The organism is Streptomyces sp. NPDC033270 (genome assembly GCF_055576575.1).
Window position 1 is genome coordinate 81425 of sequence record NZ_JBVIRA010000022.1, and the last position, 26687, is coordinate 108111.

A 26687-nucleotide genomic window follows, 5' to 3' on the forward strand; every position below is an offset into this window, starting at 1 on the left:
TCAATCCCCCAGGTTGAGCGTGAGTTTGGTGACGGCGAACGCCTCGGCGTAGCGCTCTTGGCATTCGATGCCGCGGATCCGGGCGAGGCCGAGGAAGGCCTCGCGGTCGTACCAGGGACGGTGCCGCTGCGAGGGGTAGTGCTCCTGCAGCAGCCGTACCTTCTGTTCGGCGATCTCCTCGGGCAGCGGCTGGTACGCCGTCATCCGGCCGAGGTCGCCGTCCCACTTGACGATCTCGTAGCCGAGCACGAGGTGGTCGCGGAACGCGGTGGGGATCAGTCGCGCCAGGCCCCGGTGGTCCTGGTGCGCGTCGTCGGTGCGCGGGGCGAGGACCAGGTCGGGGTCGGTCTGCGCGCGCAGTTCCTCGACCGCCGACTTGGCCTCCTCCCAGTGCGCGGGAAGCCGTCCGTCGGGCAGCTTGTGCACGGTCAGGCGCAGGTCGGCGCCCGGGCAGAAGGCGGCGAGCGCGGCCTGCTCCTCCTGTTCGCGGTCGCTGCCGCCGCCGGAGAGCACCAGCGCGTCGACCCGCACGCCGGGCCGCGCCCGGCACAGCGTCAGCAGCGTGCCGCCCGCGCCGATGGCGATGTCGTCGCAGTGCGCGCCCACCGCGACGATCCGGTCCGGGCGGCCGGCTCCGAGCCTGATCACGCGCCCACCCCCACGCCGGCCCGCTCCCACACGGCCCACGGGCGGTCGCCCCGGGCGTAGGCGTCGTCGAGCGCGGCCCGCTCCTTGACGGTGTCGGTCGGCTTCCAGAAGCCGCGGTGCTGGTGCGCCACGAGGCGGCCCTCCTTGGCGAGCCCGGCGCAGCCGTCGGCGACCAGGTCCCCGTTCTCCGGTATGTGGTCGAAGACCTCCTGGCGGAGCACGAAGTAGCCGCCGTTCTCCCACAGCGGCATGTCGCTCACCGCGGTGATGCCCCCCACCAGGCCGTCCTCGCCCAGGTCCACGCAGTGGAACGAGGACTGCGGCGGCACCACCATCATCGACGCGCCCGCGTCGCGCCGGGCGAACCGGTCGACCATCTCGTCGAGCGGGGCGTCGGTGAGCACGTCGGCGTAGTTGGCGAGGAACATCTCGTCGCCGTCCAGGTGGTGCCGCACCCGGCGCAGCCGCTCCCCGATCGGCGACTCGATGCCGGTCTGCGCGAACGTGATCGTCCAGTCCGCGATGTCGGTGGACAGCAGCTCGGTCCGCCCGCCCCGCAGCACGAAGTCGTTGGACGTCGTCTCCTCGTAGGTGAGGAAGAAGTTCTTGATGTGGTGCGCCCCGTACCCGAGGCACAGGATGAACTCCGTGTGCCCGAAGTGCGCGTAGTAGCGCATGACGTGCCAGATCAGCGGCCTGGGGCCGACCATCGCCATCGGCTTGGGCACGTCGTCCGCGGCACCGCTGCGCATCCGCATCCCGTAACCGCCGCAGAACAGAACGACCTTCATGCGGTGACCTCCTTCACGACGCCGACCTCGACGATGCTCAGTTCCGGGATGGGGAAGACAAGGCGGCCGCCCCAGTCGTGGACGAAGGACAGCTGCTCGGTCAGCTCGGCGCGCAGGTTCCACGGGAGGATCAGCACGTAGTCCGGCTTGTCGGCGGCTATCTGCTCGGGCGGCAGGATCGGGATGCGGGTGCCCGGGGTGAACCGGCCGTGCTTGTAAGGGTTGCGGTCGACCGTGTACGCGAGCAGGTCGGGCCGGATGCCGCAGTGGTTGAGCAGGGTGTTGCCCTTGCCCGGGGCGCCGTAGCCGACGACCGTCTCGCCGCGCTCGGCCGCCTCGACGAGGAACGTGAGGAGGTCCCGGCGCACCTTGGCCACCCGGGCGGAGAACTCGGTGTAGCCGGACAGCTCCTGCAGCCCGGCGGCCTTCTCCCGGGCAAGGACGTCGGCCACTCGCTGGGACGGCTCGCCGGCCGCCTCGGTCGGCCGGGCCCACAGCCGGATGGAGCCGCCGTGCGTGGGCAGCAACTCGACGTCCACGAGCGCCAGTCCGCCGCTCGCCAGGGCTCGGATCGCGGAGGCGACCGTGTAGTACTGGAAGTGCTCGTGGTAGATCGTGTCGTACTGGTTCTCCTCGATCAGGGTCAGCAGGTGCTGCACCTCGATGGAGACCCAGCCGTCGTCGGCGACCAGGGCGCGCAGCCCCTGGGTGAACCCGACCACGTCGGGGATGTGCGCGTACACGTTGTTGGCCACGACCAGGTCCGCCGGGCCGTGCTCGGCGCGGACGGCCGAGCCGGTGTCCGGGCTCAGGAACTCCGTGAGCGTGGGCACCCCCGCGTCGCGTGCCGCGGCGCCGACGTTCACCGACGGCTCGATGCCCAGGCAGCGGATCCCCCGGTCCACCACGTGCTTGAGCAGGTACCCGTCGTTGCTCGCGACCTCGACCACGAAGGCCTCGGAGCCGTCGGTGCCGAGACCCACCCGCTGTACGGCGTCGGCGACGAACGTGCGGGCGTGCTCCACCCAGGAGGTCGAGTACGAGGAGAAGTACGCGTACTCCTTGAACGTCTCCTCCGGAGTGATCAGCGGAGGGATCTGCGCCAGCCAGCAGTCGGTGCACACCCGCAGATGCAGCGGGTACGCGGGCTCCGGCGCGTCCAGTTGGTCCGCGGCGAGAAAGCTCTCACACGGCGGGGTCGCCCCCAGATCGACGACGCTCGCCAGCGCCGTCGAGCCGCAGAGTCTGCATCGTGTCATTTACTGCCCCCCATTGATTCCGTCCGACCCGCGATCGCGGTGCGGTACCCCTCCACCAGGCGCTCCAGGCCGACGGCCGGGCTGAAGCCCTGCTCGTATCGGCGCCGGGCCGCCTGGCCCATCTCCTGGTTGCGGTCCGGATCGGCCGTGATCCGGCGTATGCCGGACGCGAGCGAGGTTGCCTCGCCCGGCCGGTGCAGCAGCCCGGTCACCCCGTCCTCGACGAGCTCGACGAAGGCGCCGTGACCGGCGGCGACGGTCGGCACCCCGGCCGCCATCGCCTCCACGACCACCAGGCCGAACGCCTCCAGCCACGTCGAGGGAGCCACCACGGCGACCGACCGCGCGACGGCCTGACGGCACTCCTCCGCGTCGTACAGACCGACGTAGCGCACGTCGTCCCGGCCCGCCGCCCAGGCGGTCACCTCTCGCTCCAGCGGCCCCGCGCCGGCGATCACGAGCGGCACGCCCACACCGCCGCCCGCGGCGATCTCGTCCCACGCGGCCATGAGCAGCCGCACGCCCTTGGCCTCCGCGAGCCGGCCGAGATAGAGCAGATGCTCGCCGGCGCCCGTCCGGCAGGCGCCCGGGTCGGGCACGAAGTTGTGCTTCACCGCCAGCCGCTCGGCCGGCATGCCGGCCCGCACCAGGACGTCGCGCTGCGCCGCGGAGATGCAGAAGAACCGCTCCACGCCGGACCACCACCGCCGCCGGTTGACCGACAGGCTGACCGCGAGCGGCACCGTCGCAAGGCGGGAGTCGCGGTAGCAGCCGTGCCGGACGGCGGGCAGCGGCGCCGTTCCGACGCACTCGGTGCACGGCCGGCCGTCCCGTTGCAGCGTGCCGGGTGGGCAGACCTGGGTGTAGTTGTGCAGCGTGGCGACGGCGGGCACGCCGGCGTCGGCGCAGGCGGCCAGCACCGCGGGCGACAGCAGCGGGAAGACGTTGTGGACGTGGACCACGTCCGGCCGCTCGGTGCGAAGCCGGGCGGCGAGCTCCCTGCGGACCGCCGGGTTCCACGGCACCAGCAGCGGCACCGCGACCTTGCCCGGCAGGGACCGGGCGGCGATGGTGTCGCTGCGCCGCTCGAACACCTCGACCCGGTGGCCGGCCGCGCGCAGCAGCGCCACCTCCTGGTCGACGACCTTGTTCTCCCCGCTCGGCTGCGCCGAGGCGTAGCGGTTGTGCACCACGAGGACGTGCATGCTCAGATCACCTCCGATTTCCGGGCCCATCGCGGGATGCGTCGTCGAGGGACCTCGGGCGTCACGAGTCGGGGCACATGGGGCGTCGCCAGGGGCGTGGCCGCGGCAGGAGCCGTCAACAGCGAGGCGGCCACGGCCAGATGCAGCAGATACGGCGAGGCGTCGCCCAGCCCGGCCTCGGTGTACGACGCGATCGCGCAGTAGCTGATCAGGAAGATCGCGCAGGCCCTCGGCAGCGACGGTGGCCGCAGCAACGCGACACCGCCGAGGACGATGACGATCGCCGCCACCAGGGCGACGCCGGTCAGCCCCTGCTCCTGGTAGACGGCCAGCCAGCTGTTGTCGATCGGCAGCCCGCCGAACGACTTGTCGCCCAGGCCCACGCCGAACAGCTGCTCCGAAATCGTCCGGGGGGCTGCCAGCAGGGCGTCCCAGACCTTCTGCCGACCGGTGAGGCTGGTCAGGTACTCCTGGCTCTGTCCGCGCAGGAACCACGCCCGTAGCGCGGAGCCGAACCCCACCGCGGCCACGGCGGCGCACAGCACCGCCCAGGTGAAGAACCGGCGGGCGGCGGCGCTGGTCAGGACGAGCGAGCCGATCGCCAGCGCCAGCCCGATGAGCAGACCGAGCGTGGCCGTTCGGGTATGGGTCAACGCGAGCAGGACGAGCGAGGGCACGATGATGACCGCCGCGCCGGCCCGGTCGGTCCGGCGGCCCAGTACGAGCAGCACGGTGAGCCCGATGATCACCGCGGCGTACTGTCCGATCTGCGGCGGGGTGAGCGGCCACAACGCGCCGACCAGCCGCCCGCCGTAGAACTCGGGCATGGCCGCGCCCGGTGAGAGGACCGCGCCGGCGGCGACCGACCCGAGCACCGCGAAGTACATCCGGATGTGGTGCCGGACGAACGTCGGGCTGCCGTCCCACCAGCGGCTGAGCAGCCACAGCGTGCCGATGAAGAGAGCCAGCCGGGCGCAGCGGAACAGCGCGCCGAACCCGGACTCCAGGTGCACGCTGGAGATCACGCTCGGCACCAGCAGCAGGGTGAGCAGGAACACGAAGGCGCTGGCCCGGATGCGCAGCCGGGTATTGAGCGCGAGCGCCAGCGCGAACGCGGCGACCAGCGCGCCCATGGTGACCAACTGGATGAGGGAGCGGGGCAGCGGGATGATGGTCTGCGCCCCGGCGGAGCCGAGCGTGTTGAGGACCAGCAACCCCCAGACGATCCCGACGGTCTTCGGTGTGCCGGCAGGGCGCGGTGCGGCGCCGGGCCGCGTGCCCGCCGTCTCCGCTCCGCCCGGCAGCCCACCGCGCCGCAGGTCCCCGCCCATCTCAACCACCGGCCCGTGGGGCGAGGGTGCTGCCCGCGTCCTGCTGGTAGGGCGTGGCCTGCCACTGCGCGAAGTCGAGCACCCGGCTCGGGTCGTGGGCGACGAATTTCCACGGTCCGAGGTAGACGTTGTCGTGCCAGCGGTTGTGCTGCTCGTGGGTGATCGCCTCGGCCACCCGCTCGCCCTGGTACGGCGACCAGTCCGGATAGGTGCCGTAGTTGGCCAGCACCGCCATGCGGTCGCACTTGACCGTGCACTCGACGACGGACTTGTCCAGCACGAAGCGGTTGCCGTGGATGTCCACCCGCTGGGTCTTCCACCGGCAGTCGGCGTAGCGCGGTGGGGTGGCGATCGCCGGCCGCGCGCAGCGGTCGGAGTGCCGCACCAGCAACGTGCAGTCACCGGAGGAGGTGTTGGCCGGGCTGTTGCAGAACCGGTCGGCGTTCTCCCACAGGGTGATTCCGGACCAGTTGTTCTCCAGCACGTTCCGGTAGATCTCGATCTTGTCCGTGCGGGCCTTGATCCGTGGTTCGCCGCCGGCCTCGGACAGGTAGACGGTCGCGAACGGGAAGCTGTCGCCGCGGTCGGCTGACCTGCGGCCCTCGACCCAGTTGTTGCGCCGGATGGTGTTCTTGCGGACGACCGCGTTGTAGCTGGTCTCATAGATCAGCGCGGCACCGTCGTTGGCCTCCAGCACGTTGTTCTCGATGCGGAAGTCGTTGTTGTTGGTGTCCGCCCACAACCCGGCTCCGCGGTTGTCGTGCACCCAGTTGCCGCGTACGTCGGCGCCGTCGACGGCCCAGAACTTCACGCCTGCGGTGCAGCCGCAGCCCGGCCGCCGCCGCTCCCAGTCGTCGGTGTTGTTGGCCACGATCTCGTTGCCCTCGACCACCAGGTCGCCGAGGGGGTCGCCGGCCTTGTACGCGTTCATTCCGTACTGTCCGTTGCCGCGCAGGCAGCTGGCGCGGACCCGCTGGCGGGCTCCGGCCATCAGCCCGGCGCCGGAGTTGTGCTGGATCGTGGCGTGCTCGATCACCCACCCGTCGGCCGAGTCGTGGTTGACCACGCCCTCGTTGTGCGGCGCGACGAAGCGCTGCACGGTCAGATAGCGGATGGTGACGTCGCGGGCACTGCCGCCGAACGCGTACTGGTTGGTCTTCCGGCCGTCGAGGACCGCGCCCGGCGCGCCGAGGTAGCGGTCCCCCTTCTTGGGGATGACCTGGGAGTAGCGGTCCGGCTCGAGCCTGTGCTTGCCCGGTCGAAGCCAGAACGTGGTGTGCGGGGGGCTGTTCCGGGTCTTCGCCGCCAGGTCACCGACCACCGCGGGGTCGACCGTCACCGCGCCCGCCGGCGCCTTCGCCGGCCCGGCCGCCGGCTTGGCGCACACCCGGGCCACGGATCGGGCCACGGGCGTGGAGGGCGCAACGGTCGGCTCCGCCGCCGGGGTGCCCGGCGTGCTCACACAGCCGGTCGCCAGCAGGGCCAGCGCCAGCGGTGCCACCGGCCACGCCCAGTGCCGTGTCTTGATCACCACGCGTCCTCCCTAGCCGCGGAACCCGAGTACGGTGGTGAACCCCTGCGCGCCGTCGACGAAGCCGGTGCCGACCAGCGTGGTGGTGGGTTCCTTGCGCCCGAAGCCGGCGGAGTACCAGCCCAGCGGCGGGTCACTCTCGCCGCGATGCGCCCGCCAGGACAGCTCCCCGGGCAGGTCGAGCACCGCGGAGCGGTCCTCGCCGTCCCGGGTCCAGGTGAGCGCCGCCCGGTTCCCCACCAGGTCCGCGGCGATCGCCGGGCCGAGGTGGAACGCCAGACGCACGGCCCGGCGCGGGCCGCGCACCTCGTCGACCACCCGCAGCTCCCGGCTCGCGGCGGTCAGCTCCACCCGGCGGCGGTGCACGGAGCCCTGGTAGCCGTCGTGCTCGGCACACCAGCGGGCCGTCCCCCCGTCGGAGGCGCCGGAGGTGTCCGCGACCAGGACGCGGCTGCGGGCATGCCGGGTCCACAGGAACGGGCCGCCGGAGACGGACTGGTCACCACCGTCCAGTTGCAGGGTGTTGTGGCCGAGGGTGGACCGGAAGTACTGCCGCCACCCGGGCTGCCCGTGGTAGCAGTACGTCCCCGGGTCGGCGAGCACGTCGACCCCGTCGTGCCGGACCTCCACGGACAGCGCGTCCGCGTGGGCGTGCGCGGCGATGGACAAAAACCCGTGCGGACCGCCGTCGCAGCGGCACCAGATCCCTCCCGCCTCTTCCGGACCGCGCAGGATGGTGAGCCCCGCGTCGGCGAAGTGGGCCGGTCGGCTCGCCGGGCGGGTCACGGCCGGTGCGGTTGCGTTCTTCGCGTACGGCCGGATGAGCGCGGCGAGCAGCGGGGTGCGCACATCGGTGCCGGTCACCTCCGGCCACCAGGCGAGCCGGCCGAACACGGCGTCCCCGGTGGCAAGGAGCGAGGCCCAACGGTCGGTGCCGGCGCCGTCCACGACCAGACCGTGCCCGTCGTCCGCGTCCCCCTGGCGCGGCGGCCGCAGCCGGCCGTCCACGATGGCCGCGAGCGCGTCGGTCATCCGCAGCAGCACCAGCCGGATCGACGCGGGTACCGCCGCCCCGGCGGCATCGGCCTCGGCCACCGCGGCCAGGCCGAGATCCAGCACCAGTCCGTGATACTCGGTGGCCAGCTCGCGGTTGAGGCCGGAGTCGAAGGTGTTGCCGCGCAGATGCCGCTCCAGCGACCGCAGCGCGCCGGCTCGCCAGCGCGCCGAGGAGGGGAACCACCCGAACGCGCAGGCCGCGGCCAACTGCCCGGCGGCCTCGGCGATGACGTGGTTGTTCGCCGAAGAGCCCCGGCTGGGGAAGGCGGCCAGCCAGCGCTGGTGGTGCCAGATCTGGTTCCGCGCCACCGGGTTGTCCTCGAACAGCCCGGCCACGCCCGGCCAGCCGTCGAGCAGCCGGCGGATCCACACCCAGGACAGCAGCCGGATCCCCAGCTCGATGCCGCTGATCCAGTGCACTCCGCGCAGCGGCGCGTTGGCCCCCCACCACAACCGCAGGTGCTCGGCCACGCGCTCGGCGTACCGCTCGTCCCCGGTGACCGCGTAGGCGGCGGCGAGCACGGTGAGGTACTGGTGCCGGGACGGCTCCCAGATCTGCTTGATGTCCCCGACCGCGTCCTCGTCGCGATACGGCACGTCGAAGGCGTAGCCCCACGGAGCCCGGCGCCCGGTCTTCGGGTCGTACCACCAGTCCGGGTCGGCCATATCATCGCGGACCACCCCGAAGTACTCGGCGTGCCCGGCCATCAGCCGGTCCGCCTCGGCGAGGAGACGCTTCGCGGCGTCCGGGGGCACCGCCTCGATCGTGCCGGCGGGCAGTACCGCGGTGAACCGGGCGCCGGTCACGCTCGGGCAGTCCGGCAGCGCCGACCGCCACCGCCGCCTGCGCACCGCGTCGCCCACCCGGCCGCCGACCTCCCGCGGCCCCATCCGGGACAGCCGCCGTAAATACCAGCTCGCGCTCATGGTCACGGCGTCCTCGCCAACGTCACCGGCGCGCCGCCGGCCAGGCCGACCGGCACGGCGAGGGTGGCCGCCGTGGTGGCGACCAGCGACTGGAGCGGCACCGGCATCGGCCCACCGGTCCGCACGGCCTTGATGAACGCCGCCAGTTCGGCGTTCTGGCCCTTGTCCCGGGCCTTGGGCAGCCGCGAACTGACCCACCGCTTGCGGCCGGCCCCTCCGTCTACAAACAGCGAGGCACGGACGAAGTCGTCGAGCCGCAGCACCTTGCCGTCCGCGACGAGGTCCAGCGTCTCCTTGGGGAAGCCGGGCGCGCCGGTGGTGACGTAGCTGATGGTGGCGGTGGACCCGTCCGGGTAGCGCATGACGACTTGGAGGTCCTCGTTGCCGGGCGTGGCGAGCGCGTACACCGACACCGGGTCGGCGTCGAGCAGCCAGCTCGCGGTGTCGATGAAGTGTCCGCCCTCGCCGGCGAACCGCGAGCCCTCGGTGCCCTGTTGGAGGTACCAGCTGCCGTGCTGCAGCGTGCCCGCGTTGACCAGGTAGCGCAGGCTCGCCGGGCCGGTCCGGGCGCCGAACCGCTTCTTGGCCTCCTGCAGCATCGGCGCGAACCGGCGGTTGAAGCCCACCTGCAGCCGGTCGTTGCCGGACTCCTCCACCGCCGCGAGCACGCCGGTCAGCTCGTCCTCGGTAAGGGCCAGGGGCTTCTCCACGAACACCGTCTTGCCGGCGAGCAGCGCCTTCCGGGTGAGTTCGGCGTGCGTGCTGTGCCGGGTGACGACGAACACCGCGTCGATGGACGTGTCGCCGAGCACGGCGTCGAGGTCGGTGGTCGCCTCGGCGAAGCCGAACTTGCGCTGCGCGTTGGCCGCGGACAGCGCCGTCGTGGTGACGACGGTCGACAACTCGACGCCGTCGCGCTGTGCCAGGTGCGGCAGCAGCATCGACGTCGCGTAGTTTCCCGCGCCGACGAAGGCGAGGCGCACCGGCGTCTTGGAGGCACGGGCGGGACTCGGCTTCACGTTCACCGAAGGCACCGCCATCGACGGGGCCTCCGCTTCCGCCGTCTCCTCCGTCTGTTCGGGGTACCGGAACAGCACGGCCACGGCCTTCAGTTCGCCGTCCTTCAGGCGCCGGTAGGTCTCGACGGCGTCGTCGAAGTCGGCGATGTGGGACACCAGGGGCTCCACGTCGACGCGGCCGCGGGCGACGAGGTCGAGGAAGCACGCCAGGTTGCGGCGCTCGGTCCAGCGCACATAGCCGATCGGGTAGTCCCGCCCTTCCAGCTCGTACTCCGGGTCGTAGCGGCCCGGACCGTAGGAGCGGGAGAACCGGACGTCGAGCTCCTTCTCGTAGTACGCGTTCCACGGCAGGTCCAGGCGGCACTTGCCGATGTCGACGACCCGGCCGCGGTCCCGGCAGAGCCGGGCGGCCAGCTCGACGGGCTGGTTGCTGCCGCCGCCCGCGGCCAGGTACACCTGGTCCACGCCGTGACCGCCGGTGAGTTCGGCGACGGCGGCCTCCACGGCCGCGGACGCGGGATCGCCGCAGGCCGCGGCGCCCAGGCGCTCGGCGAGCTCGCAGCGCACCGGGTCGGGGTCGGCGCCGACGACGCGGACTCCCGCGGCGGCAAGGAGCTGCACCACCAGTTGCCCGATCAGCCCGAGGCCGATGACCAATGCCACTTCGCCGAGCTGAGGCTCGCCTTGGCGGACGCCCTGCAGCGCGATCGACCCGACGGTGCCGAAGGCCGCGTGCCGCGGCGCGAGGCCGTCCGGCACCGGGGTGTAGAGGTTCTTCGGCACCCAGTTCAGCTCGGCGTGCAGCGCGTGCTCGTTGCCGGCGCAGGCCACGAGGTCGCCGACCTTCACATCGTCGATGCCGGCGCCGACCTGCTCGACCACCCCGCACAGCGAGTAGCCCAGCGGCGTGTAGGAGTCCAGCTTGCCCATCACCTTGCGGTAGGTGGCGGGCACGCCGTTGGTGGCCACGCTCTGCATGACCTTGGCCACCTGGTCCGGCCGGGAGCGGGCCTTGCCCAGCATCGACATACCGGCCTCGGAGACCTTCATGAGTTCGGTCCCGGTGGAGATCAGCGAGTAGGCGCTGCGTACCAGCACACCGCCCGGCTTGCACCCCGGCACCGGCACGTCGAGCACCGCCAGCTCGCCGCTCTTGTAGTTCTGCACAACCTGTTTCACCCGAAGTCCCCTTGTTTCTACGCCGTCACGTGAGCGTTGTTGTCGGACCCGGAGGTCGCGCCGCGATACCAGTACTCGAGGGTCAGCACATGCCACAGATGCTTGGAGAAGTCCCGCTGCCCGGCGGCGTCCTCGGCGACCATGCGGGCCAGCGCGTCGCGGCGCAGGAACCCGGAGTTGACGAGCACGCCGTCGTTGACCACCTCGCGCACCAGCGGTGCCAGATCCCGGCTCATCCAGGCCCGCAACGGGGCGCTGAACAGGCCCTTGGGCCGGTACACGATCTCCTTGGGCAGGATCGAGGTGGCCGCTTCCTTGAGGACGGCCTTGCCCTGCCGTCCGACGATCTTGCGGTCGCCGGGCACCGCGAACGCCGCCTCGACCACCTCGACGTCCACGTACGGCACCCGCACCTCGGTCGACGCGGCCATGCTGGAGCGGTCGGTGTACGCGAGGTTCAGGCCCGGCAGGAACATCCGGGCGTCGCCCAGGCACATGCGGTTGACGAAGTCGTCGAGGTCGTTGTCCTGGTAGATGTCGTCGTGCTCGGTCAGCACGTCGTCGACCGTCCCGGCCAGGTCCGGATCGACCAGGGCGAGCAGCTCGTCCTGGTCGTACATGGTGTAGCTGCGCCGGAACGCGGTCTCCTCCGGCAGATCGGCGAAGGACAGGAACCGCTTCGCGAAGCGCACCGACCGGTACCCCCGGCGGGCCGTGGCGACCGGCAGCCGGTCCACGACCCTGGACACCCCGCGCCGCAGGGGCCGCGGGACGCGCTGGTAGCGCAGCGCGAGCAGGTTGGCCAGGTGCTTGCGGTACCCGGCGAACAGCTCGTCGGCGCCCATCCCCGAGAGCATCACCTTGACCCCGGCCTCCCGGGCGGCCGAGCAGATCAGGAAGGTGTTGATCGCGGCGGGGTCGCCGATCGGCTCGTCCAGGTGGTACGTCATCTGCGGCAGCAGGTCGAGCACGTTCGGGGCGATCTCGATCTCGTGGAGGTCGACGCCGAACCGCTCGGCCACCTGCCGGGCGTAGCGCAGGTCGTCCGGCATCGCCTCGAACTTCGCGTCCTCGGCGCGGAATCCGATCGTGTACGCGGAGATACCGGGCTGGTGGCGAGCCGCGAGCGCGGTCAGGTAGCTGGAGTCCAGCCCGCCGGAGAGGAAGGTCGCCACGGGTACGTCGGAGAGCAGATGCCGCCGGGTCGACTCCTCGACGATGGCGGCCAGATCCGGCCGCTCGCCGCTGCGGGCCCGCTCCCGGCCCTCGGCGGCGACGTCCTTCAGGTGCCAGAACCGGCCGCGCTCCACCCGGCCGTCGGGCCGGCACCGCAGCCAGCTCCCCGGCGGCAGCTTCTCCGCTTCGCGGAACGCGCAGCGCGAGTCCGGCACCCAGTAGTACAGCAGCGAGGCCACCAGCGCCGCATGGTCCACCTCCAGCGTCCCGCCGGTGGCGGCGGCGAGCGCCTTGAGCTCGGAGGCGAACACCAGACCCTCGCCGCGCCGGAGCCAGAACAGCGGCTTGATGCCCAACTGGTCGCGGGCGAGTACCAGTTCACCGGTCCGCTCGTCGAAGATCCCGAACGCGAACATGCCGCGCAGCCGGGGCAGGCAGTCCGTGCCCCAGCGCCGCCAGGCCTCCAGGACCACCTCGGTGTCGGAGGTGCCACGGAAGCGCACCCCGGCGGCTGCCAACTCGGCGCGCAGCTCGGGCGCGTTGTACAGCTCGCCGTTGTACGTCAGGGCGAGGCCGCCCGAGACCATCGGCTGGGCGCCGGTCCCGGACAGGTCGATGATGGCCAGCCGCCGGTGCCCGAGGTGCACTTCGCCGTCACCGGCGGGGTGGCTGTACCGTCCGGCCCCGTCCGGACCGCGATGGGCGAGGGTGTCGGTGAGCCGGTCGGTCACGACCTTCCCGTCCGGCCACCGGTAGGTGCCTGCGATGCCACACACGTCTTACTGCGCCTCCTGGTCGGTGTCCGGGACTCGTCCCCGAGCTCTCAACCCTGTTCGAGCAGGGGAGACCCCACTGGCCCATGTCGGCCGCTCCGTCCTCAGCTGGCCCTCCCCCACTGCCTCGACGGCGTGGGAGGTACCCCCATCGTTCTGCCGGGCAAGGCGCTCGCTGTGACCCCGCAGCGCGATGTGCAGCCCGTCCCACAGCGTGCCGTCGGTCCGGTCACGTGGATCGGGGTCGATCAGCACCACACCGATCACCACAATGCGCTGGTCCGCCAGCTGCCGTGCCACGGTGTGCAGCCAGGTGGCGCTGCCGTGCCCGGCACGCACGACGAGCACGGTCTGGCTGCCGAGGTACCGCAGGTCGGTCCACGCCGTGCCGGGCGCGACCGAGCCGACGCCGAGCCGGCGCACCTGAGGCGGCACGGCCGCGGCACGCTCGCCGCTGACCACGTCCGGGTCTCCCGGCTTCCGGCTGCTGTTGGCGAGCAGCGGGCCGGGCAGACCGTCGACGATGGCCACTGGCCCCTCCGTCGCCAGTGCCCTGGCGACGTTCAGGGCGATCACGCTCGTGCTGCGCGCACAGCCCAGTTCCAGCAGCGACACCGGTTCCGTGGAGCCGCGCACGGTGCGGGCCAGGGTCGTGGTGAGCCGTTCGCGTGCCGCGCGGTTCCGCCGGCGCTGCCACCGCCCGGCCGGCCGGCGGGGCGCACCGCGCAGCTCCGCGATGACCGAGGCGCCCAGGTTCGCCGCGATCTCCCGGCGCAGCACGGGGCGGTCCGCCACCACCGCGCCGACCGCGGCCACCGCGAGCCCGAGGACGAGCCCGAGGAGGAGCCCGATCCCGGCGTTGGTGACAGCGGCCTTGGGCAGGGAGTGCCGCACCAGGTGCGGGGCGTCCACGATCTGCGTGCCGGCGATGAGCTGGGGCGTGCCGATGCGCGCCTCCTCGGCGCGCTGGGCGAAGTCGGCGATCCGCGCGTTGAGCTCGGCCCGGCGGGCGAAGAGCGACTCGATGCTCGCCGACGCTTTCGGGTCGCGCTCCGGCGATCGGTCTCCGATCGCCTTGTTGACCTCGGCGAGTTCGTTCCGCATCCGGTCACGCTGGTCGAGCAGGGCCTTGGCCTCGGCTTTCGCGGCTTCCCGCATCCGCTGCACATGGTCCGCGACGAACGCGTCGGCCAGCGCCTTGGCCCGGGCCACCGCTTCGGTTTCGCTGCCACCTGTCACATCGATCTGCAGCAGGTTGTTGGTCAGGCCGGTACCCCGGTATTCCCGCAGGAAGTCTTCCGGTTTCTCCGGGGACTTGAGGGACTGCAGGGCCCGTTCGGCGATCCTCGTGGTCCCCAGCAGCTCGACGTCGGTGCGGATCAGCGTTCCGGTGTCGTTCGGCTGGTCCTCCTGGTGCGCGACCAGCACCTTGGTCGCCGCGGTCGGCGGCGGCAGCAGCACGACCGCCACCGCCGCGCCGATCAGCAGCCCCAGCAGCGCCACGGTGCACCACAGCCGACGGCGCCTGCGCACCGCCACCACCAGCGCCTGCAGGTCCAGCAGCGGAGCGGCGGCCGACGGCTCCGAAGTCGTGCTCGTCGTCACACCGAACCTCCCGTCGCGTGGCCGCGCACCGCGAGCGCCAGAGGGGCGTCATGGTGAGGATGGCCGGCAGTCCGCGTCGGACGGGCCCGGTCCGTGCCGGCGACGACGACGCCGACGACCTCGTGCCCCCCGTCCGCACACGCCTCGGCGATGCCGGCGAGCTCCCCTGCCGTCCAGCTGCCCGCGCTGAGCACGACCAGGGCCCCGGAGTCGACGTCGCGGTCCGGCACCATCGGCTGGGACACCGAGACTTCCACCACGCGCAGCATGGGGTATCCCCTGCTCGACGAGCTCGGGGAAGGATCGCTCTCGGCCTCGGCGACGAGCTGCCCGGCGGCCCGGCGGGCGATCTCGTCGCCGTCCGGTACGACGACCAGCAGCCGCCGGGGGGCCGGCAGGTTCTCCCGGAGGCGGGCGCACACCCGCCGGTAGCGGATCCGCCGGCTGGCCTCGTCGCCGGACATCCGCGGGGTCGGCACGTCCCACCGGGTGTCGACGCCCAGCAGCCGGCGGATCCAGGCCCGCGGGCCACGGCCTTGGGGCCGCTGCGCGGGCCGGTCTCCCGGCACGTCGACGGTGCCCAGCAGCGCCGAGCCCAGCGCCGCGGCGATCTCCGGTTCGGTGCGCAGTCGGCGGCTCATCCGTGCGGCGGTGAGATGGCCGATGACCGCGAGCAGGAAGAACAGCAGCGCCCCGGCGACGATGAGTTGCACCCTCGTCGGCGGTGCCTCGCCGGTCGGCCGGGCCGCCGGCCCCATGACGACCATGTTGGCCTTGTTGGTCGCCGGGTCGGCCTCGTCCAGCTTCTTCATGGCCGCCTGCAGCGCGGTGCGCAGCTTCTCGAGCTCGGTGCGGACCTGCACGCTCTCCACGGTCTGCCCCGGATCGGCCGCATCGGCCAGGTCGGTGATGCGGCGGTTGGTCTGCGCCACCTTCTGCCGCAGTGCCTCGGGCTCCGCCGCCGCGTCGGGGTCGGTGTTGTCGCCCGCGATCCGCGCGGCGAAGGTGACGAACTCCTGGGCCACCTGGTCGGAGAGCCGTTGCGCGCGCTCCGGGGTGTCGGCCGTACCCGAGATCTTGATGATGTTCCCGTCGGCGGCCTTGGCGGCCACCCGTTCCCGCAGCTCGTTGCCGCTGACGCCGGGCCAGCCGAGCGTGGCGGCCGCGCGGTCGACCACCGCCGAACTGGCCGCGATCTCCGCCTGGGTCAGCAGCTCGCGCTCCTCCCACTGCCCCGCCAGCAGTACCGATGTCGATGTCGTGTAGCTCGGTGGGAACAGCAGAGAGGCGCCGTAGCCGACGAGCGCGCCCACCACGGCGACGACGGCGAGCAGCCGCCAGCGCCGACGGAAGATCCGCCCGATCGTGACCAGGCGTATCGCATCATCGCTCAACGCCGCTGCCTCCTCTGTGCCCGGACCGGGGTGCCCTCGGACACCGGGACGCGGTCACGGCAGGCGGCGGCGTAGGCGGCGAGCAGCGACGCTTGCGAGTTCCGCCAGGAGAGCGGCCCGCTGATCCGCTCCTGGCCGATCTTGCCCATCCGGGCCCGCTGCTCCGGATCGTCCAGTAACTGCGCGATGAGACCGGCGAATTCGGCCTCGTCGTTGGCGGGCGCGTAGAGGGCGGCGTCACCGGCGGAGACCCTCGCCTCCCGCAGGTCGAACGAGACGATCGGCCGGCCCATCACCATGTACTCCAGGACCTTGTTCATGGTCGACACGTCGTTGAGCGGATTGCGCGGGTCGGGCGAGAGGCACACGTCCGCGGTGGACAGGTAGCGCACCAGGTCGGCGTCCGGAACGCGCCCGGTGAACTGCACCTGCTCGCAGAGCCCGAGCCGCCGGGACAGCTTCACCATGTCGTCGAAGGCGTCGCCGGCGCCGACGAACACCGCGTGCCAGTCGGTCCGCCCGAGCTCGTCGCGCAGCTTCGCGAGAGACCGCAGGGCGTAGTCGACGCCGTCCTGCGGGCCCATCACGCCGAGATAGCACAGCAGATGAGGCTTGCCCCGCTTCAACTCCGGCTCGGGCGGCACCGGGTGGAACCGGTCGATGTCGGGGGCGCTGCGCACCACGAAGACGTCCTCCGGCCGCCGGCCGCCGCGGCGCAGCGCGACGTCCCGGTAGCTCTCGTTCGTGGCGAGCACGATGTCCGCGGCCCGGTAGGTCCGCCGTTCCAGCGCGCACACGGCGCGGTAGAGCAGGTCCTTGCCGCGGTCGAACCGGGAGAGGTACAGCTCCGGCACCAGGTCGTGCTGGTCGAAGACGAACCGCGCGCCGCGCCGCTTCAGCCACAGTGCCGGCAGGAACAGCAGGTCGGGCGGGTTGCAGGCGTGGACCACGTCGACCGGGCCGACCTTGCGGGCCAGCCGGACCGTGTGCCACAACGCCGATCCGTACTCCCGCAGGTAGCCGGCCGGCCCTCCGGTGGCCGCGCGCAACGGGTAGCGGTGGATCCGCACCCCGTCGATCACCGCCTCCGGCTCCGTGTCGCGCTTGCTCCCCCGCGGACAGATGACGTGCACCGTCCAGCCCGCGTCGCGCAGCGTCGTGCACTCCTGCCACACCCGTCGGTCGAACGGCACCGACAGGTTCTCCACCAGAATCAGCGCGCGACGGGCCGGCCCGTCGCCGCTGACCGTGTCACCAAACGATGTGTCACCAAGCAAGGCCCACGTACCCAGGTTCGGCCCGGCGCGCGTCGGCGTCGGGAAGGTGGATGAGGTCGACAATCACCGGGCCGTCGCCGTGGGGCAGCGCCGACAGGACGGCCGGATCCCTGGTCCCGACCAGGCACACCTCGGCATGCTCGAGCACGTCGTCGACGGACTCCGCGAGCAGCTGCGCGAGGTGCGGCAGCCGGGTCTCGATGTACTCGCGGTTCGCGCCCATCAGCCGGGAGAGGCTCACGTTGGCGTCGTGGATCCGCAGGTCGTAACCCTTGCCGAAGAGCCTCTCCGCGAGCTCGACGAGCGGGCTCTCGCGGAGGTCGTCGGTGCCGGGTTTGAAGGAGAGACCGAACAGGCCCACCCGGCGCTTGCCGGTGCGCTCGACCAGCTCCACCGCGCGCTGCAGATGGTCGGAGTTGGAGGGCAGCACATGGGACAGGATGGGCACCGAGACGTCGGCCCGCTGGGCCGCATGGACCAGGCTGCGCAGGTCCTTGGGCAGGCAGGAGCCGCCGAAGGCGAAGCCGGGCCGCAGGTAGGCGGGGCTGATGTTCAGCTTGCGGTCGGCCAGGAACACGTCGATCACCTGGTGCGAGTCCACCCCGAGCGCCTGGCACACCGCGCCCAGCTCGTTCGCGAAGCCGATCTTCAGGCCGTGGAACGCGTTGTCCGCGTACTTGATCGCCTCGGCCGTCGGGACCGGCACCCGGAACACCTCGCCGGGCAGGCCGTCGTACAGCGCCGCCACCACGTCGCCGCTTGCCGGGTCGAGCTCGCCGATGACGGTCTTGGGCGGGTCGAAGAAGTCCCGCACGCTCGTGCCCTCGCGCAGGAACTCCGGGTTGACCGCGACCCCGAAGTCCACCCCGGCCGTACCGCCGGCGCACTTCTCCAGGATCGGTACCAGCAGGTTCAGACAGGTGCCCGGGAGCATGGTGCTGCGGAACACGACGGTGTGCCGCCCGCCCCGCTCGGCCACCGCGGCGCCGATCTGCTCGGTGACCCGCTCCAGGTACGTGGTGCACAGGCTGCCGTTGGGCTCCGACGGCGTGCCCACGCAGACCAGCGACACCTCACTGCCCATGACCGCCTCGCGGACGTCGCCGGTGGCGCGCAACGCTCCGGTCCGCACGACCTCGGCGATGAGCTCGCCGATCCGCTCCTCGACCACCGGGGCCTTGCCGTCGTTGACCAGGTCGACCTTCACCTGGTTCACATCCACCCCGATGACCTCGTGCCCCATGCTGGCCAGGCACGCGGCCGACACACAGCCCACGTAGCCAAGCCCTAAGACGCTGATCCTCATGACCCGTCCCTCCCCCCAGGCAGGCCCTTTTGGCCTGCGGTCCGTGCGCCCGCCGTACGACGGTTCGCGCGCATCAGTAGGCCCCCTGCCCGTGGAGCACCGCACGCAGCGTCTTCCACAAGATCACTGTGTCCAGGGCGAGCGACCAGTCCTCCACGTACCGCAGGTCGAGGCGGACCGCCTCCTCCCACGGCAGGTCGCTGCGCCCGCTGATCTGCCACAGGCCGGTGAGCCCGGGCTTGACGAGCAGCCGCCGCCGGATGTCCGGGCCGTACGCGGCGGACTCCTCCGGCAGCGGGGGCCGCGGGCCGACGAGCGACATCGAGCCGGTGAGCACGTTGAAGAGCTGCGGGAGCTCGTCGATCGAGTACCGGCGCAGCACCGCTCCCAGCCGGGTCACCCGCGGATCCCGGCGGAGCTTGAACAGCAGGCCGGCGCCCTCGTTGCGCTCGGCCAGCTCGGCACGTGCCCCGTCGGCCCCGGCGACCATGGTGCGGAACTTGACAATGGTGAACTCGCGGCCGTCCTTGCCGACCCTGCGCTGGCAGTAGAACGCCCCACCCCGGCTGTCCACCAGCACGAGCAGCCCGACGAGCACCATCAGCGGCGCGAACAGCATCAGCAGGATGGCCGCGCCCATCCGGTCGACGACCTCTTTGATCGCCCGGCGGCCGCCGGTGAAGATCGGCATGCTGACCCGCAGCAGCGGTATCCCGAGCACCGCGTCGACGTGCAGCCGCGGGCCGGCCACCTCCATCAGCACGGGGGCCACGACCATCTCGGCGTCGCCGCCTTCGAGGTTCCAGGCCAGTCGTTGCAGCCGGTCCGGTGACCAGTGCGGGTCCGGTGTGACCGCGACGACCCGGTAGCCGTCGCGGTGGACGTGGCCCGCGACGTCCGCGAGTCGGCCGACGACCGGCACTCCGTCGAGTCGGTCACCGTCGAGCCCGAGACCGTCCGGCGTGCACACCGCCTCCACCCGCCAGCCGAGGTGCGGGAACTTGCGGGTTCGGGTGATCAGGTCGCGCACGGTGGCCAGGCTCCCGGCAGCGAGCACCGGGCGCAGGCACCGTCCTTCCTTCCGCTGTTTGTGCAGCCACAGGCGCAGCAGATACCGCTCGGTCATGGTGATGAGCGCGATCGCCGGGAGCGCGACGAAGATCCAGAGCTTGATGTTGCGCGAGGTCAGGGCGATCCCGCCGAGCGCCAGTACGACGGCCGCCGTGAACAGTGAGCGTCCCAGCCGGCGGAATTCCTCGGCGCCCTGGCCGAGCACGGCCGGAGCCCACGACCGGCTCACCGCGAGCGCCGCCAGCACCAGCAGTTCGGTGCCGAAGGCGAGAATTCTCCACTTCTCATGCCAGTTGGCCGCGTCCCGGACCCCGAAGAAGCCCCCGATCGCCGCCACCACGAAGGCGGTGGCCACCGTATCGCTGATGATCACGGTACGGCGGTATCGCTGTTCCCAGTCGATCGCGGGCGGGCTGATCGGCCCGTTCTCCAGGCACCCGCGCGCCGAGGGAAACGGGCTGACCAATTCCCCCTGCTGCACCGACCCCCTCAGGTCGCCAGCGGGCTCGACGTGTTCGCCCCACACGGTTCCTCCCCCCGGGAGGCCCCGCCCCCCGCACTGTTCCACCCCTTCGGGAGGCCCCCGCCCCCCGCGCCGCGCCGTTCCTCCCCTCGGGAGGCCCCCGCCCCCCGCGCATGACATCCGTGCTGTTGCCGCGCTACGTGAATCAACCCACCCTGGCGGCAGCGGACTTGCAGGTCCTGCCAGACCTTCGAGGTACACCGGAACCCGTCGACACCTCGGGCGCTCCCCGCACCCGAGGCCCCCTCGCGGGCCCCAAGAATTGATCACCCCCACGTCCGACGCCGGGACGCGACTGCCGGCTGTCCGTAGTGGCGGACCTATAGATCATTTTGGTCGCCACGTGACCGACCGGCCGAAGCACGGTCAATCTAGACCATCGGGACCAGTATGTAGAGGGGATGTGTTCAACTTGTGCTCAAGCTTTGGGTATTGCTCCCTCGACCGGTGATTCCCACGGGGGTCTTGACGAAGAAGACGTGCCTTGTGACCTGTGAGGACGGGAATTCACCGGGCCGCCGGCACCGGCAACTCCGTGGCGTCGTCGGCCAGAACGGGGCGCTGCCGTGGAAGCGGCGCCCGCAGACCAGCCGGTGGTGCGGGCGGTCGGGGCGGGCTGCCGCGGTCAGCGGGCCAGGCGACCCAGGAGGGAGGACGCGGCGGCGATACCGAGGGCCGCGGCCACCACGAGGACGGCGTAGTCCAGGGCCAGATGGGCGTGGGTGCCGAGCAGCAGACCGCGCAGGGCGTCGATCTGGTAGCTCAGGGGATTGACCTTGCTGACCGTCTGAAGCCAGCCGGGCATGACCGCCACCGGATAGAGGGCGTTGGAGGCGAAGAAGAGCGGCATGGTGATGGCCTGGCCGATGCCCATCAGACGGTCGCGGGTGAGCACGATCCCGGCGATCGTCATGGACAGGCAGGAGAAGAAGGCCGAACCGAGGACCACGGCGACGGCCACACCGATCAGCCGCAGCGGGTTACCGGTCATGGCCACGCCGAGCAGCGCCGCGATGACGATCACCACCACGGCCTGGATCAGCGCCTTCACCCCGGCGGCGAAGGCCTTGCCGGCGATCAGGGCGGCTCGTGGGGTGGGCGTGACCAGCAGCTTGGTGAGGATGCCGGCGTCCCGCTCCCAGATGATCATGATGCCGTAGAAGATCGCGATGAACATGGCCGACTGCGCGATGATGCCGGGCGCCAGATAGTCGATGTACGGGGTGCCGCCGGTGGGGATGGCGTTGATGCGGGTGAAGGTCTCGCCGAAGACCAGCAGCCACAGGGCCGGCTGGACGGCGCGGGTGTACAGCTCGGTGCGGTCGTGGCGCAGCTTCTGCACCTCGACCACGCACATCGCGACGACCCGGGCGGGCAGCACCCGCCAGCCGGTGCGGGAGCGCGGCGGGACCAGCAGCAGATCCAGCCCGTCGGCGCCGGTGGCGGTGTCAGCCGACTCGGTTGGCCGTGCGGCGGGTGCTTCGGACATCGCGGAAGTCTCCTGACTGCTCGTCGAGGCCGGTGCCGGCGACGTCCCGGAAGACGTCCTCCAGCGTCGGCGCGGCGTCCGACGAGCGCGATGCGGGGGAAGGGCCGGGCGCGGTGGAGGTGTGCGCGGCGCGCGCCGTGCGGCGACGGGCGCGCAGGGCGGACTTGAGGGCGTCCGGTGTGCCCAGGGCGCGGATGCGGCCGTGGTGCATCAGGGCCACGCGGTCGCAGTACTGGTCGGCCTCGTCCATGTGGTGCGTGGTCACCAGCACCGTCATGCCGGTGGCCGCGCGTACCGCGTTGATGTGCGCCCAGACGCTGGTACGGGCGACCGGGTCGAGGCCGACCGTCGGCTCGTCGAGCATCAGCAGACGCGGCGCGCTGACCAGCGCCTGGGCCAGTTCGAGGCGGCGGATCATGCCGCCGGAGTAGGTCTTGGCGAGCCGGCCGGCGGCGTCGGTGAGGCCGACCGCCGCGAGCGCCTGGGTGACGCGTGCGGCACGTTCGCGGCGGGGGACGTCGAAGACGCGGGCGAACAGGGCGACGTTCTCGCGGCCGGTCAGTCCGGCGTCGGCGGAGAGCTGCTGCGGTACGTAGCCCAGCAGCCGGCGGACCGCCATCCGCTCCCTCGCCGCGTCGTGACCGAATACCCGCACCATGCCGGCCGGGACGGGCAGGAGCGTGGTGATGCAGCGGATGGTGGTGGTCTTGCCCGCGCCGTTCGGCCCGAGCAGGCCGAAGACCTCACCGGCGTGTACGCAGAGGTCCACCCCGTCCACGGCCCTGGTCTCGCCGAAGGCGTAGTGGAGGGCGCGGCAGGTGACGGCGTCGGGGGTGGGGGTGGCGGGCGCCGCTGCGGCGGCCGGTCCCGGACCGCGCCCGTCGTCGGTGGTCATGTGCCCGCCAGTTCCTCGCGCAGCAGGTGGCCGGGCCGCAACCGGCACCGGATCGGCCGCCGGACACCGGCCGCCGGGCCATCGGCCAGGACGTCGGCGAGCGAGTCGGGGCACTCCCCTGCAGCCATGCCCCGATTTTAGTTCCGGGTGAGAGGCGGCGGCCAGGAAGCGCGCGGGAGCACGGACGAGCAGCACGCCCCATGGCCCGGCCGAGGGGTTCCAGCCGCTCACCCCCGCTTCCGGGGGCGGCGGTGGAGCCGGGCCCCGGTAGCGGCGCGATCTTCACATGGCCCGGACCCTGCCCACCGCCACCGACGCCGTGGCCGTGGCCACGCCGTCGGACGGTCGGACGGCGTCGCGGCGGGTGCGGACGGCAGGAACGCGTCACGGCGGGCTCCCGGGCCTCAGCCGGTGTCGACGACGCGCTTGCGTTGGAGGCGGATATTCCGGGCGGCCGTACGTTGTCCACAGCCCCGACCGCCGGCCTTGACAGTCATGTTGTAGGCGGAGAAGTCTGGTTGTTCCGGCCATTGCCGGAAGTCGGGGGAATCCGAAGGTAGCGGGAGTACCTGAGGTATCGGGGGAATCGGGGGGCTCATGCCGGGATACACGTCTGTGCGCCCGACGGGCGGGACGTCGACGTACGGGGACGGGGCATCGGCGTACGGGGTCGGGGCGCGCACCGCGAGCGCAGAGCGGAGGCCAGGGCGGCGGGCGCGGCGGACCGCCGGCCTCGGCGCGACGGCTCTCGCGCTCTGCTGCGCGCTGGCGGCCTGTGCGTCGGAAGGCGGTGGCGCGGACAGGGCGGGCGGACCCGGCAGCTCGCCGGGCACCGCCACGTCGTCGATGCCGCCCCCGACGCCCTCCGTCGCCCCCGACACCTATCGCCGCGCTCTCGCCCACGCCCTCGCGCCGCTCGACAGCGCGCTGCGCGCGGTGGACCGGGCCCACGAGGGCGGCTCGCTGGACAAGGCGCTGGGTGCCGCCGCCACCAAGGCCGACGCCGCCGCGGACGCGCTGCAGACCACCCGCACACCGGACAACGCCGGCCCCGGCAACGGCCAACTCGCCACGGCCCTAAGGGCATTGGGGCAGGACCTCAGGAGCGCCCGCGGTGCGGGCGGCCGCTGCGCCACCTCACCGCGGGTCGAACTCGGAACGGCCCAGAGTCCCAAGAGCGTCGAAGCGGCCGGTCGCGCGCTCGGCGCGCTCGGCTATGACGCCGCGCTGCGGCTGCCGCGCACGGAGCAGGCCAAGCACCGCAGGCTCGCCAACGGCGCCTTCGTTCGCGACGGCAGCCGGGGCGGGCTGGGACGACTGACGGTCAACAACGGCACCGGCACGGATGCGGTGGTGACGCTGACCCGCGGCCGGCGGACGGCGTTCTCCGTGTATGTGCGCCACGGCTCGAACACCACCATACGCAGCGTCGACAGCGGTGCGTACACGGTGTACTTCACGACGGGAGAGGACTGGAACGGCGCGAAGAGCTCCTTCACCCGGGAGTGCAGCTTCGAGAAGTTCGACGACAAGGCGAACTTCCGGACCGTCCGGGTGGCCGGTGGGACGCAGTACACCGTGCTGACGTTCACGCTGAACAAGGTGATCGGCGGCAATGCGAGCACGAGCACGGTTCCGCCGGGCGAATTCCCGTCGTAGCGGGGCCCGTCGGGTACACCGGAGCGGCTCGGTATTGTGGCGCCACGTGGGTGACAGCACATGGTGGACTCTGGCAATCGCGGCGGTGACCGGTGGCACGGCCGTGCTCGCCAGTTGGGTCACCAGCCGCGGCAGCACGCAGGCCGCAAGGATCCAGGCCGAGATCGCCGCGGGCTCGCAGCGCGCCGAGCGACTGCGGGAGAGCCGGCGCACCGCCTATCTGGATCTGATCGAACAGACCCACCGGATGGGCGAGTTGTACTGGGAGATCTCCGCGGCGCTGCGGCTGCCCGGCTCGGATGCCCGTACGGCCACGCTCGGCGAACTGCACGACCGGGAGGTCGCCGAGTACGCGAAGATCCGCCGCTGCGCACGCGTCGTCGAACTGGAGGGCCCGCCGTCGGCCGCGGCCGCGGCGCTCGCCCTCCAGAAGGCGACCGGCCCCTTCTACGCGGCCGTCAAGGCCGAACTGGACGGTGACGCCGACCACCGCGGTGCGTTCGACGCCGCCTACCGCCCCTTCTGGGCGGCCCTGGAGCGCTTCGTGGACGCGGCACGGGACGCACATCAGACGGACTGACTGCGCCCGCACGGCCGTCAGCCGTTCTCGGCCTTTTGGCGGGCACGGTAGGCGCGCAGGTTGGCGGCGTTGCCGCAGATCCTGACGTCGTGCCAGACGCCGCTGTTGTTGCGGGAACGGTCGTAGAAGGCCACCCGGCAGCGGGGGTTGCGGCAGGTCTTGAGGCGGCGACGGGTGTCGGCCTGCTGCGCCGCGAAGGCGGCGGTGAGGACCAGCGAGACCAGCCGGCGCCAGCCGCTGCCGCGCGGCTCCAGGCGGACGAGTCCGTCCTGCCCGATCTGGAGCGCGGCGCTGGCACTGTGCAGCACGGGTGCGACGGCGGCGGCCGCCGCGGCTCCGGTGTCCTGCGCCGTGGCGGTCAGTTCATGCAGGTCGTCCCGGAAGGCCCGGAGCCCGTCGAGACCGTCGGCGTCCAGCGCCACATGGGGAACGGGCTGCCCCGTGACCGCCGACCACTCGGCGATCGCCTGGTCCGCCCAGGCCTGCGCGTCCTCCGGGGTGGCGAGGAAGTCCGGCCTGCGTGGGGCGCCCGCGGCGACGGTGTTGAGCAGGTCCTGGACGAGGCCCAGCCCACCGGGCGCGGGGTCCAGGCGGTAGCGGGTGGTTGCGGGCCAGGTCATCGCGTCACACCTCCTGGCTGGACGTCGGTCGGGCGGTCGGGCGGTCCATCTTTTCACAGGGGCGGCGCCACGCGCTCCTCCGGTGAGGACATAGCCGTAAGCAGATCACCCATTACGCCACCGCCCCGGACGGGACCGGCCCGCCCGTGACCGCGGACGCCTCCCCCGGCTACCGGCCCCCGACTACCGGCCCCCGGCCGCCGCCGCGCGACTCACCACAGCGTGTCGAGCAGGGCCGCGTCGTACGGAATCGCCTGGTCGAGCCGGCCGCCGAGGGCCTTGGCCGGCCAGTCGGGGTCGGCGACGAGGGCGCGGGCGACGGCGACCAGGTCGAACTCGTCGCGCTCCAGACGGTCCAGCAGGAGGTCGATCCCGGTGGCCCCGGATCGCTGGGTCCGGCTCCGCGGGTCGGAGAACTCCTTGTCGAGGCCGACGGATCCCACGGTCAGCACGGCCCGGCCGGTCAGCTTCTTGACCCACCCCGCCAGGTTCAGCTCGCTGCCGCCGAATTCGGGCAGCCAGTAGCGGCGGGTGGAGGCGTGGAAGGCGTCCACCCCGGCCGCGGCGAGCGGGGTGACCAACTGCTCCAGCTCTTCGGGGCTCTCGGCGATCCGGGCCTGATAGTGGCCGGTCTTCCACTGGGAGAGCCGGAAGACGACCGGGAAGCCGGGCGAGACGGCCGCGCGCACCGCGGCGACCACCTCGGCGGCGAAGCGGGCACGGGAGGCCGGGGCGCCGCCGTAGCCGTCGGTACGGCGGTTGGTGCGCGGCCACAGGAAGTTGTCTATCAAGTAGCCGTGGGCGCCGTGGAGTTCGATGCCGTCGAAGCCGATGCGCTCGGCGGCCGCGGCCGCCTCGGCGAAGGCCCGGATCACCGCGTCGATGTCCTGCGGCGTCATCGCGGTGCCGTGGGGGCGGCCGTCGAGCCCCACCGCGGACGGGCCCTCGGCGGGGACGCCGGCCGGCAGGCTCCCGGGGCCGCGCGACACCCCCGTGTGCCACAGCTGCGGCATGATGCGGCCGCCCGCGCGGTGGACCTCGTCGACCACCCGGGCCCAGCCCGCCAGCGCGTCCTCGCCGTAGAAGTGCGGTACGTCGTGGTAGGCGGCCGCGGCGTCGCGGCCGATGAAGGTGCCCTCGGTGATGACCAGCCCCGCCCCGCCGGCCGCCCGGCGCGCGTAGTAGGCCGCCACGTTCTCGCCGGGCACCCCGCCCGGCGAGAAGCACCGGGTGACGGGCGCCATGGCGATCCGGTTTTGGAGGGTGAGGCCCCCGATGGTGAACGGTCGTCCCAGCAGCCGTGCGGCTCGCGAGTCCTCGTACGTCGTCATCGCCATGGCGCGCTCCTCAGGTGCGGCAACTCATCGTCTCGA

The 26687-nt window shown here is 72.3% G+C and carries 21 protein-coding genes; 2 read left to right on the top strand and 19 right to left on the bottom strand.

Going from position 1 to position 26687, the window contains the following annotated elements; all coding sequences use genetic code 11:
* The 17 genes from ACZ5XZ_RS27445 to ACZ5XZ_RS27525 all read right to left on the bottom strand — a co-directional run bounded on the left by ACZ5XZ_RS27445 (position 1) and on the right by ACZ5XZ_RS27525 (position 22583).
* On the bottom strand, positions 1-648 hold the full coding sequence (locus tag ACZ5XZ_RS27445; RefSeq protein WP_468982641.1) for a PIG-L deacetylase family protein: 648 nt from the start codon (positions 646-648) through the stop codon (positions 1-3).
* The gene (locus ACZ5XZ_RS27450) at positions 645-1439 is read right to left on the bottom strand and encodes a glycosyltransferase family protein (protein WP_468982643.1); all 795 of its coding nucleotides are present in this window, start codon (positions 1437-1439) and stop codon (positions 645-647) included. Before ACZ5XZ_RS27450 ends, ACZ5XZ_RS27445 begins: the two co-directional genes overlap by 4 nt.
* Positions 1436-2698: a class I SAM-dependent methyltransferase gene (locus ACZ5XZ_RS27455; protein ID WP_468982645.1), complete on the bottom strand. Its 1263-nt coding sequence runs from the start codon at positions 2696-2698 to the stop codon at positions 1436-1438. The genes ACZ5XZ_RS27450 and ACZ5XZ_RS27455 overlap by 4 nt, the downstream gene beginning before the upstream one ends.
* Entirely contained in the window at positions 2695-3903 is a 1209-nt protein-coding gene (locus ACZ5XZ_RS27460; protein WP_468982648.1) for a glycosyltransferase, read from the bottom strand. The genes ACZ5XZ_RS27455 and ACZ5XZ_RS27460 overlap by 4 nt, the downstream gene beginning before the upstream one ends.
* A 2-nt stretch (positions 3904-3905) precedes the next feature.
* Positions 3906-5234: an O-antigen ligase domain-containing protein gene (locus ACZ5XZ_RS27465; protein WP_468982651.1), complete on the bottom strand. Its 1329-nt coding sequence runs from the start codon at positions 5232-5234 to the stop codon at positions 3906-3908.
* Between the two features lies 1 nt (position 5235).
* A complete protein-coding gene (locus tag ACZ5XZ_RS27470; protein ID WP_468982652.1) occupies positions 5236-6768 on the bottom strand; it encodes a right-handed parallel beta-helix repeat-containing protein in 1533 nt (510 codons plus the stop codon).
* Positions 6769-6777: 9 nt separating this feature from the next.
* Positions 6778-8748, bottom strand: a complete 1971-nt coding sequence (locus ACZ5XZ_RS27475; RefSeq protein ID WP_468982655.1) for an alginate lyase family protein — start codon at positions 8746-8748, stop codon at positions 6778-6780.
* Positions 8749-8750: 2 nt separating this feature from the next.
* The gene (locus ACZ5XZ_RS27480) at positions 8751-10946 is read right to left on the bottom strand and encodes a bi-domain-containing oxidoreductase (protein ID WP_468982657.1); all 2196 of its coding nucleotides are present in this window, start codon (positions 10944-10946) and stop codon (positions 8751-8753) included.
* A 17-nt stretch (positions 10947-10963) separates the two neighbouring features.
* Positions 10964-12898, bottom strand: coding sequence for an asparagine synthase (glutamine-hydrolyzing) (gene asnB, locus ACZ5XZ_RS27485; RefSeq protein ID WP_468982660.1), 1935 nt, complete (start codon positions 12896-12898; stop codon positions 10964-10966).
* A 3-nt stretch (positions 12899-12901) separates the two neighbouring features.
* Positions 12902-14500 (bottom strand): Wzz/FepE/Etk N-terminal domain-containing protein, encoded by a 1599-nt coding sequence (locus tag ACZ5XZ_RS27490; protein WP_468982662.1) that lies wholly within the window; start codon positions 14498-14500, stop codon positions 12902-12904.
* Positions 14497-15894, bottom strand: coding sequence for a Wzz/FepE/Etk N-terminal domain-containing protein (locus ACZ5XZ_RS27495; protein WP_468982665.1), 1398 nt, complete (start codon positions 15892-15894; stop codon positions 14497-14499). Before ACZ5XZ_RS27495 ends, ACZ5XZ_RS27490 begins: the two co-directional genes overlap by 4 nt.
* Positions 15891-17171: a glycosyltransferase family 4 protein gene (locus ACZ5XZ_RS27500; RefSeq protein WP_468982666.1), complete on the bottom strand. Its 1281-nt coding sequence runs from the start codon at positions 17169-17171 to the stop codon at positions 15891-15893. Before ACZ5XZ_RS27500 ends, ACZ5XZ_RS27495 begins: the two co-directional genes overlap by 4 nt.
* The gene (locus ACZ5XZ_RS27505) at positions 17161-18477 is read right to left on the bottom strand and encodes a nucleotide sugar dehydrogenase (RefSeq protein ID WP_468982668.1); all 1317 of its coding nucleotides are present in this window, start codon (positions 18475-18477) and stop codon (positions 17161-17163) included. The genes ACZ5XZ_RS27500 and ACZ5XZ_RS27505 overlap by 11 nt, the downstream gene beginning before the upstream one ends.
* A gap of 73 nt (positions 18478-18550) precedes the next feature.
* On the bottom strand, positions 18551-20029 hold the full coding sequence (locus tag ACZ5XZ_RS27510) for a sugar transferase (protein ID WP_468982669.1): 1479 nt from the start codon (positions 20027-20029) through the stop codon (positions 18551-18553).
* A 667-nt stretch (positions 20030-20696) separates the two neighbouring features.
* Positions 20697-21560 (bottom strand): ABC transporter permease, encoded by an 864-nt coding sequence (locus ACZ5XZ_RS27515; RefSeq protein WP_468982670.1) that lies wholly within the window; start codon positions 21558-21560, stop codon positions 20697-20699.
* Complete coding sequence (locus tag ACZ5XZ_RS27520; RefSeq protein WP_468982672.1) at positions 21520-22455, bottom strand: ABC transporter ATP-binding protein; 936 nt, start codon at positions 22453-22455, stop codon at positions 21520-21522. The genes ACZ5XZ_RS27515 and ACZ5XZ_RS27520 overlap by 41 nt, the downstream gene beginning before the upstream one ends.
* A complete protein-coding gene (locus ACZ5XZ_RS27525) occupies positions 22452-22583 on the bottom strand; it encodes a hypothetical protein (RefSeq protein ID WP_468982673.1) in 132 nt (43 codons plus the stop codon). The genes ACZ5XZ_RS27520 and ACZ5XZ_RS27525 overlap by 4 nt, the downstream gene beginning before the upstream one ends.
* Before the next feature lie 718 nt (positions 22584-23301).
* On the opposite strand from ACZ5XZ_RS27525, the gene ACZ5XZ_RS27530 reads away from it, so the two are divergent.
* A complete protein-coding gene (locus tag ACZ5XZ_RS27530; protein WP_468982677.1) occupies positions 23302-24114 on the top strand; it encodes a hypothetical protein in 813 nt (270 codons plus the stop codon).
* 46 nt (positions 24115-24160) lie between these two features.
* Positions 24161-24694, top strand: a complete 534-nt coding sequence (locus ACZ5XZ_RS27535) for a hypothetical protein (RefSeq protein WP_468982679.1) — start codon at positions 24161-24163, stop codon at positions 24692-24694.
* A gap of 17 nt (positions 24695-24711) precedes the next feature.
* Here ACZ5XZ_RS27535 and ACZ5XZ_RS27540 read toward each other — a convergent pair whose 3' ends face one another.
* Both ACZ5XZ_RS27540 and ACZ5XZ_RS27545 read right to left on the bottom strand, forming a co-directional pair.
* Positions 24712-25314 (bottom strand): CGNR zinc finger domain-containing protein, encoded by a 603-nt coding sequence (locus ACZ5XZ_RS27540; protein WP_468982682.1) that lies wholly within the window; start codon positions 25312-25314, stop codon positions 24712-24714.
* A gap of 212 nt (positions 25315-25526) precedes the next feature.
* A complete protein-coding gene (locus ACZ5XZ_RS27545; protein ID WP_468982684.1) occupies positions 25527-26651 on the bottom strand; it encodes an oxidoreductase in 1125 nt (374 codons plus the stop codon).
* Between the last annotated feature and the right edge of the window lie 36 nt (positions 26652-26687).

Excerpts from the sequence above, each read along its gene's own strand:
- ACZ5XZ_RS27450 (WP_468982643.1), bottom strand. The coding sequence starts at position 1,439 with ATGAAGGTCGTTCTGTTCTGCGGCGGTTACGGGATGCGGATGCGCAGC.
- ACZ5XZ_RS27455 (WP_468982645.1), bottom strand. The coding sequence starts at position 2,698 with ATGACACGATGCAGACTCTGCGGCTCGACGGCGCTGGCGAGCGTCGTC.
- ACZ5XZ_RS27460 (WP_468982648.1), bottom strand. The coding sequence starts at position 3,903 with ATGCACGTCCTCGTGGTGCACAACCGCTACGCCTCGGCGCAGCCGAGC.
- ACZ5XZ_RS27465 (WP_468982651.1), bottom strand. The coding sequence starts at position 5,234 with ATGGGCGGGGACCTGCGGCGCGGTGGGCTGCCGGGCGGAGCGGAGACG.
- ACZ5XZ_RS27475 (WP_468982655.1), bottom strand. The coding sequence starts at position 8,748 with ATGAGCGCGAGCTGGTATTTACGGCGGCTGTCCCGGATGGGGCCGCGG.
- ACZ5XZ_RS27505 (WP_468982668.1), bottom strand. The coding sequence starts at position 18,477 with ATGAGGATCAGCGTCTTAGGGCTTGGCTACGTGGGCTGTGTGTCGGCC.
- ACZ5XZ_RS27515 (WP_468982670.1), bottom strand. The coding sequence starts at position 21,560 with ATGTCCGAAGCACCCGCCGCACGGCCAACCGAGTCGGCTGACACCGCC.
- ACZ5XZ_RS27520 (WP_468982672.1), bottom strand. The coding sequence starts at position 22,455 with ATGACCACCGACGACGGGCGCGGTCCGGGACCGGCCGCCGCAGCGGCG.
- ACZ5XZ_RS27525 (WP_468982673.1), bottom strand. The coding sequence starts at position 22,583 with ATGGCTGCAGGGGAGTGCCCCGACTCGCTCGCCGACGTCCTGGCCGAT.
- ACZ5XZ_RS27530 (WP_468982677.1), top strand. The coding sequence starts at position 23,302 with ATGCCGCCCCCGACGCCCTCCGTCGCCCCCGACACCTATCGCCGCGCT.
- ACZ5XZ_RS27540 (WP_468982682.1), bottom strand. The coding sequence starts at position 25,314 with ATGACCTGGCCCGCAACCACCCGCTACCGCCTGGACCCCGCGCCCGGT.
- ACZ5XZ_RS27545 (WP_468982684.1), bottom strand. The coding sequence starts at position 26,651 with ATGGCGATGACGACGTACGAGGACTCGCGAGCCGCACGGCTGCTGGGA.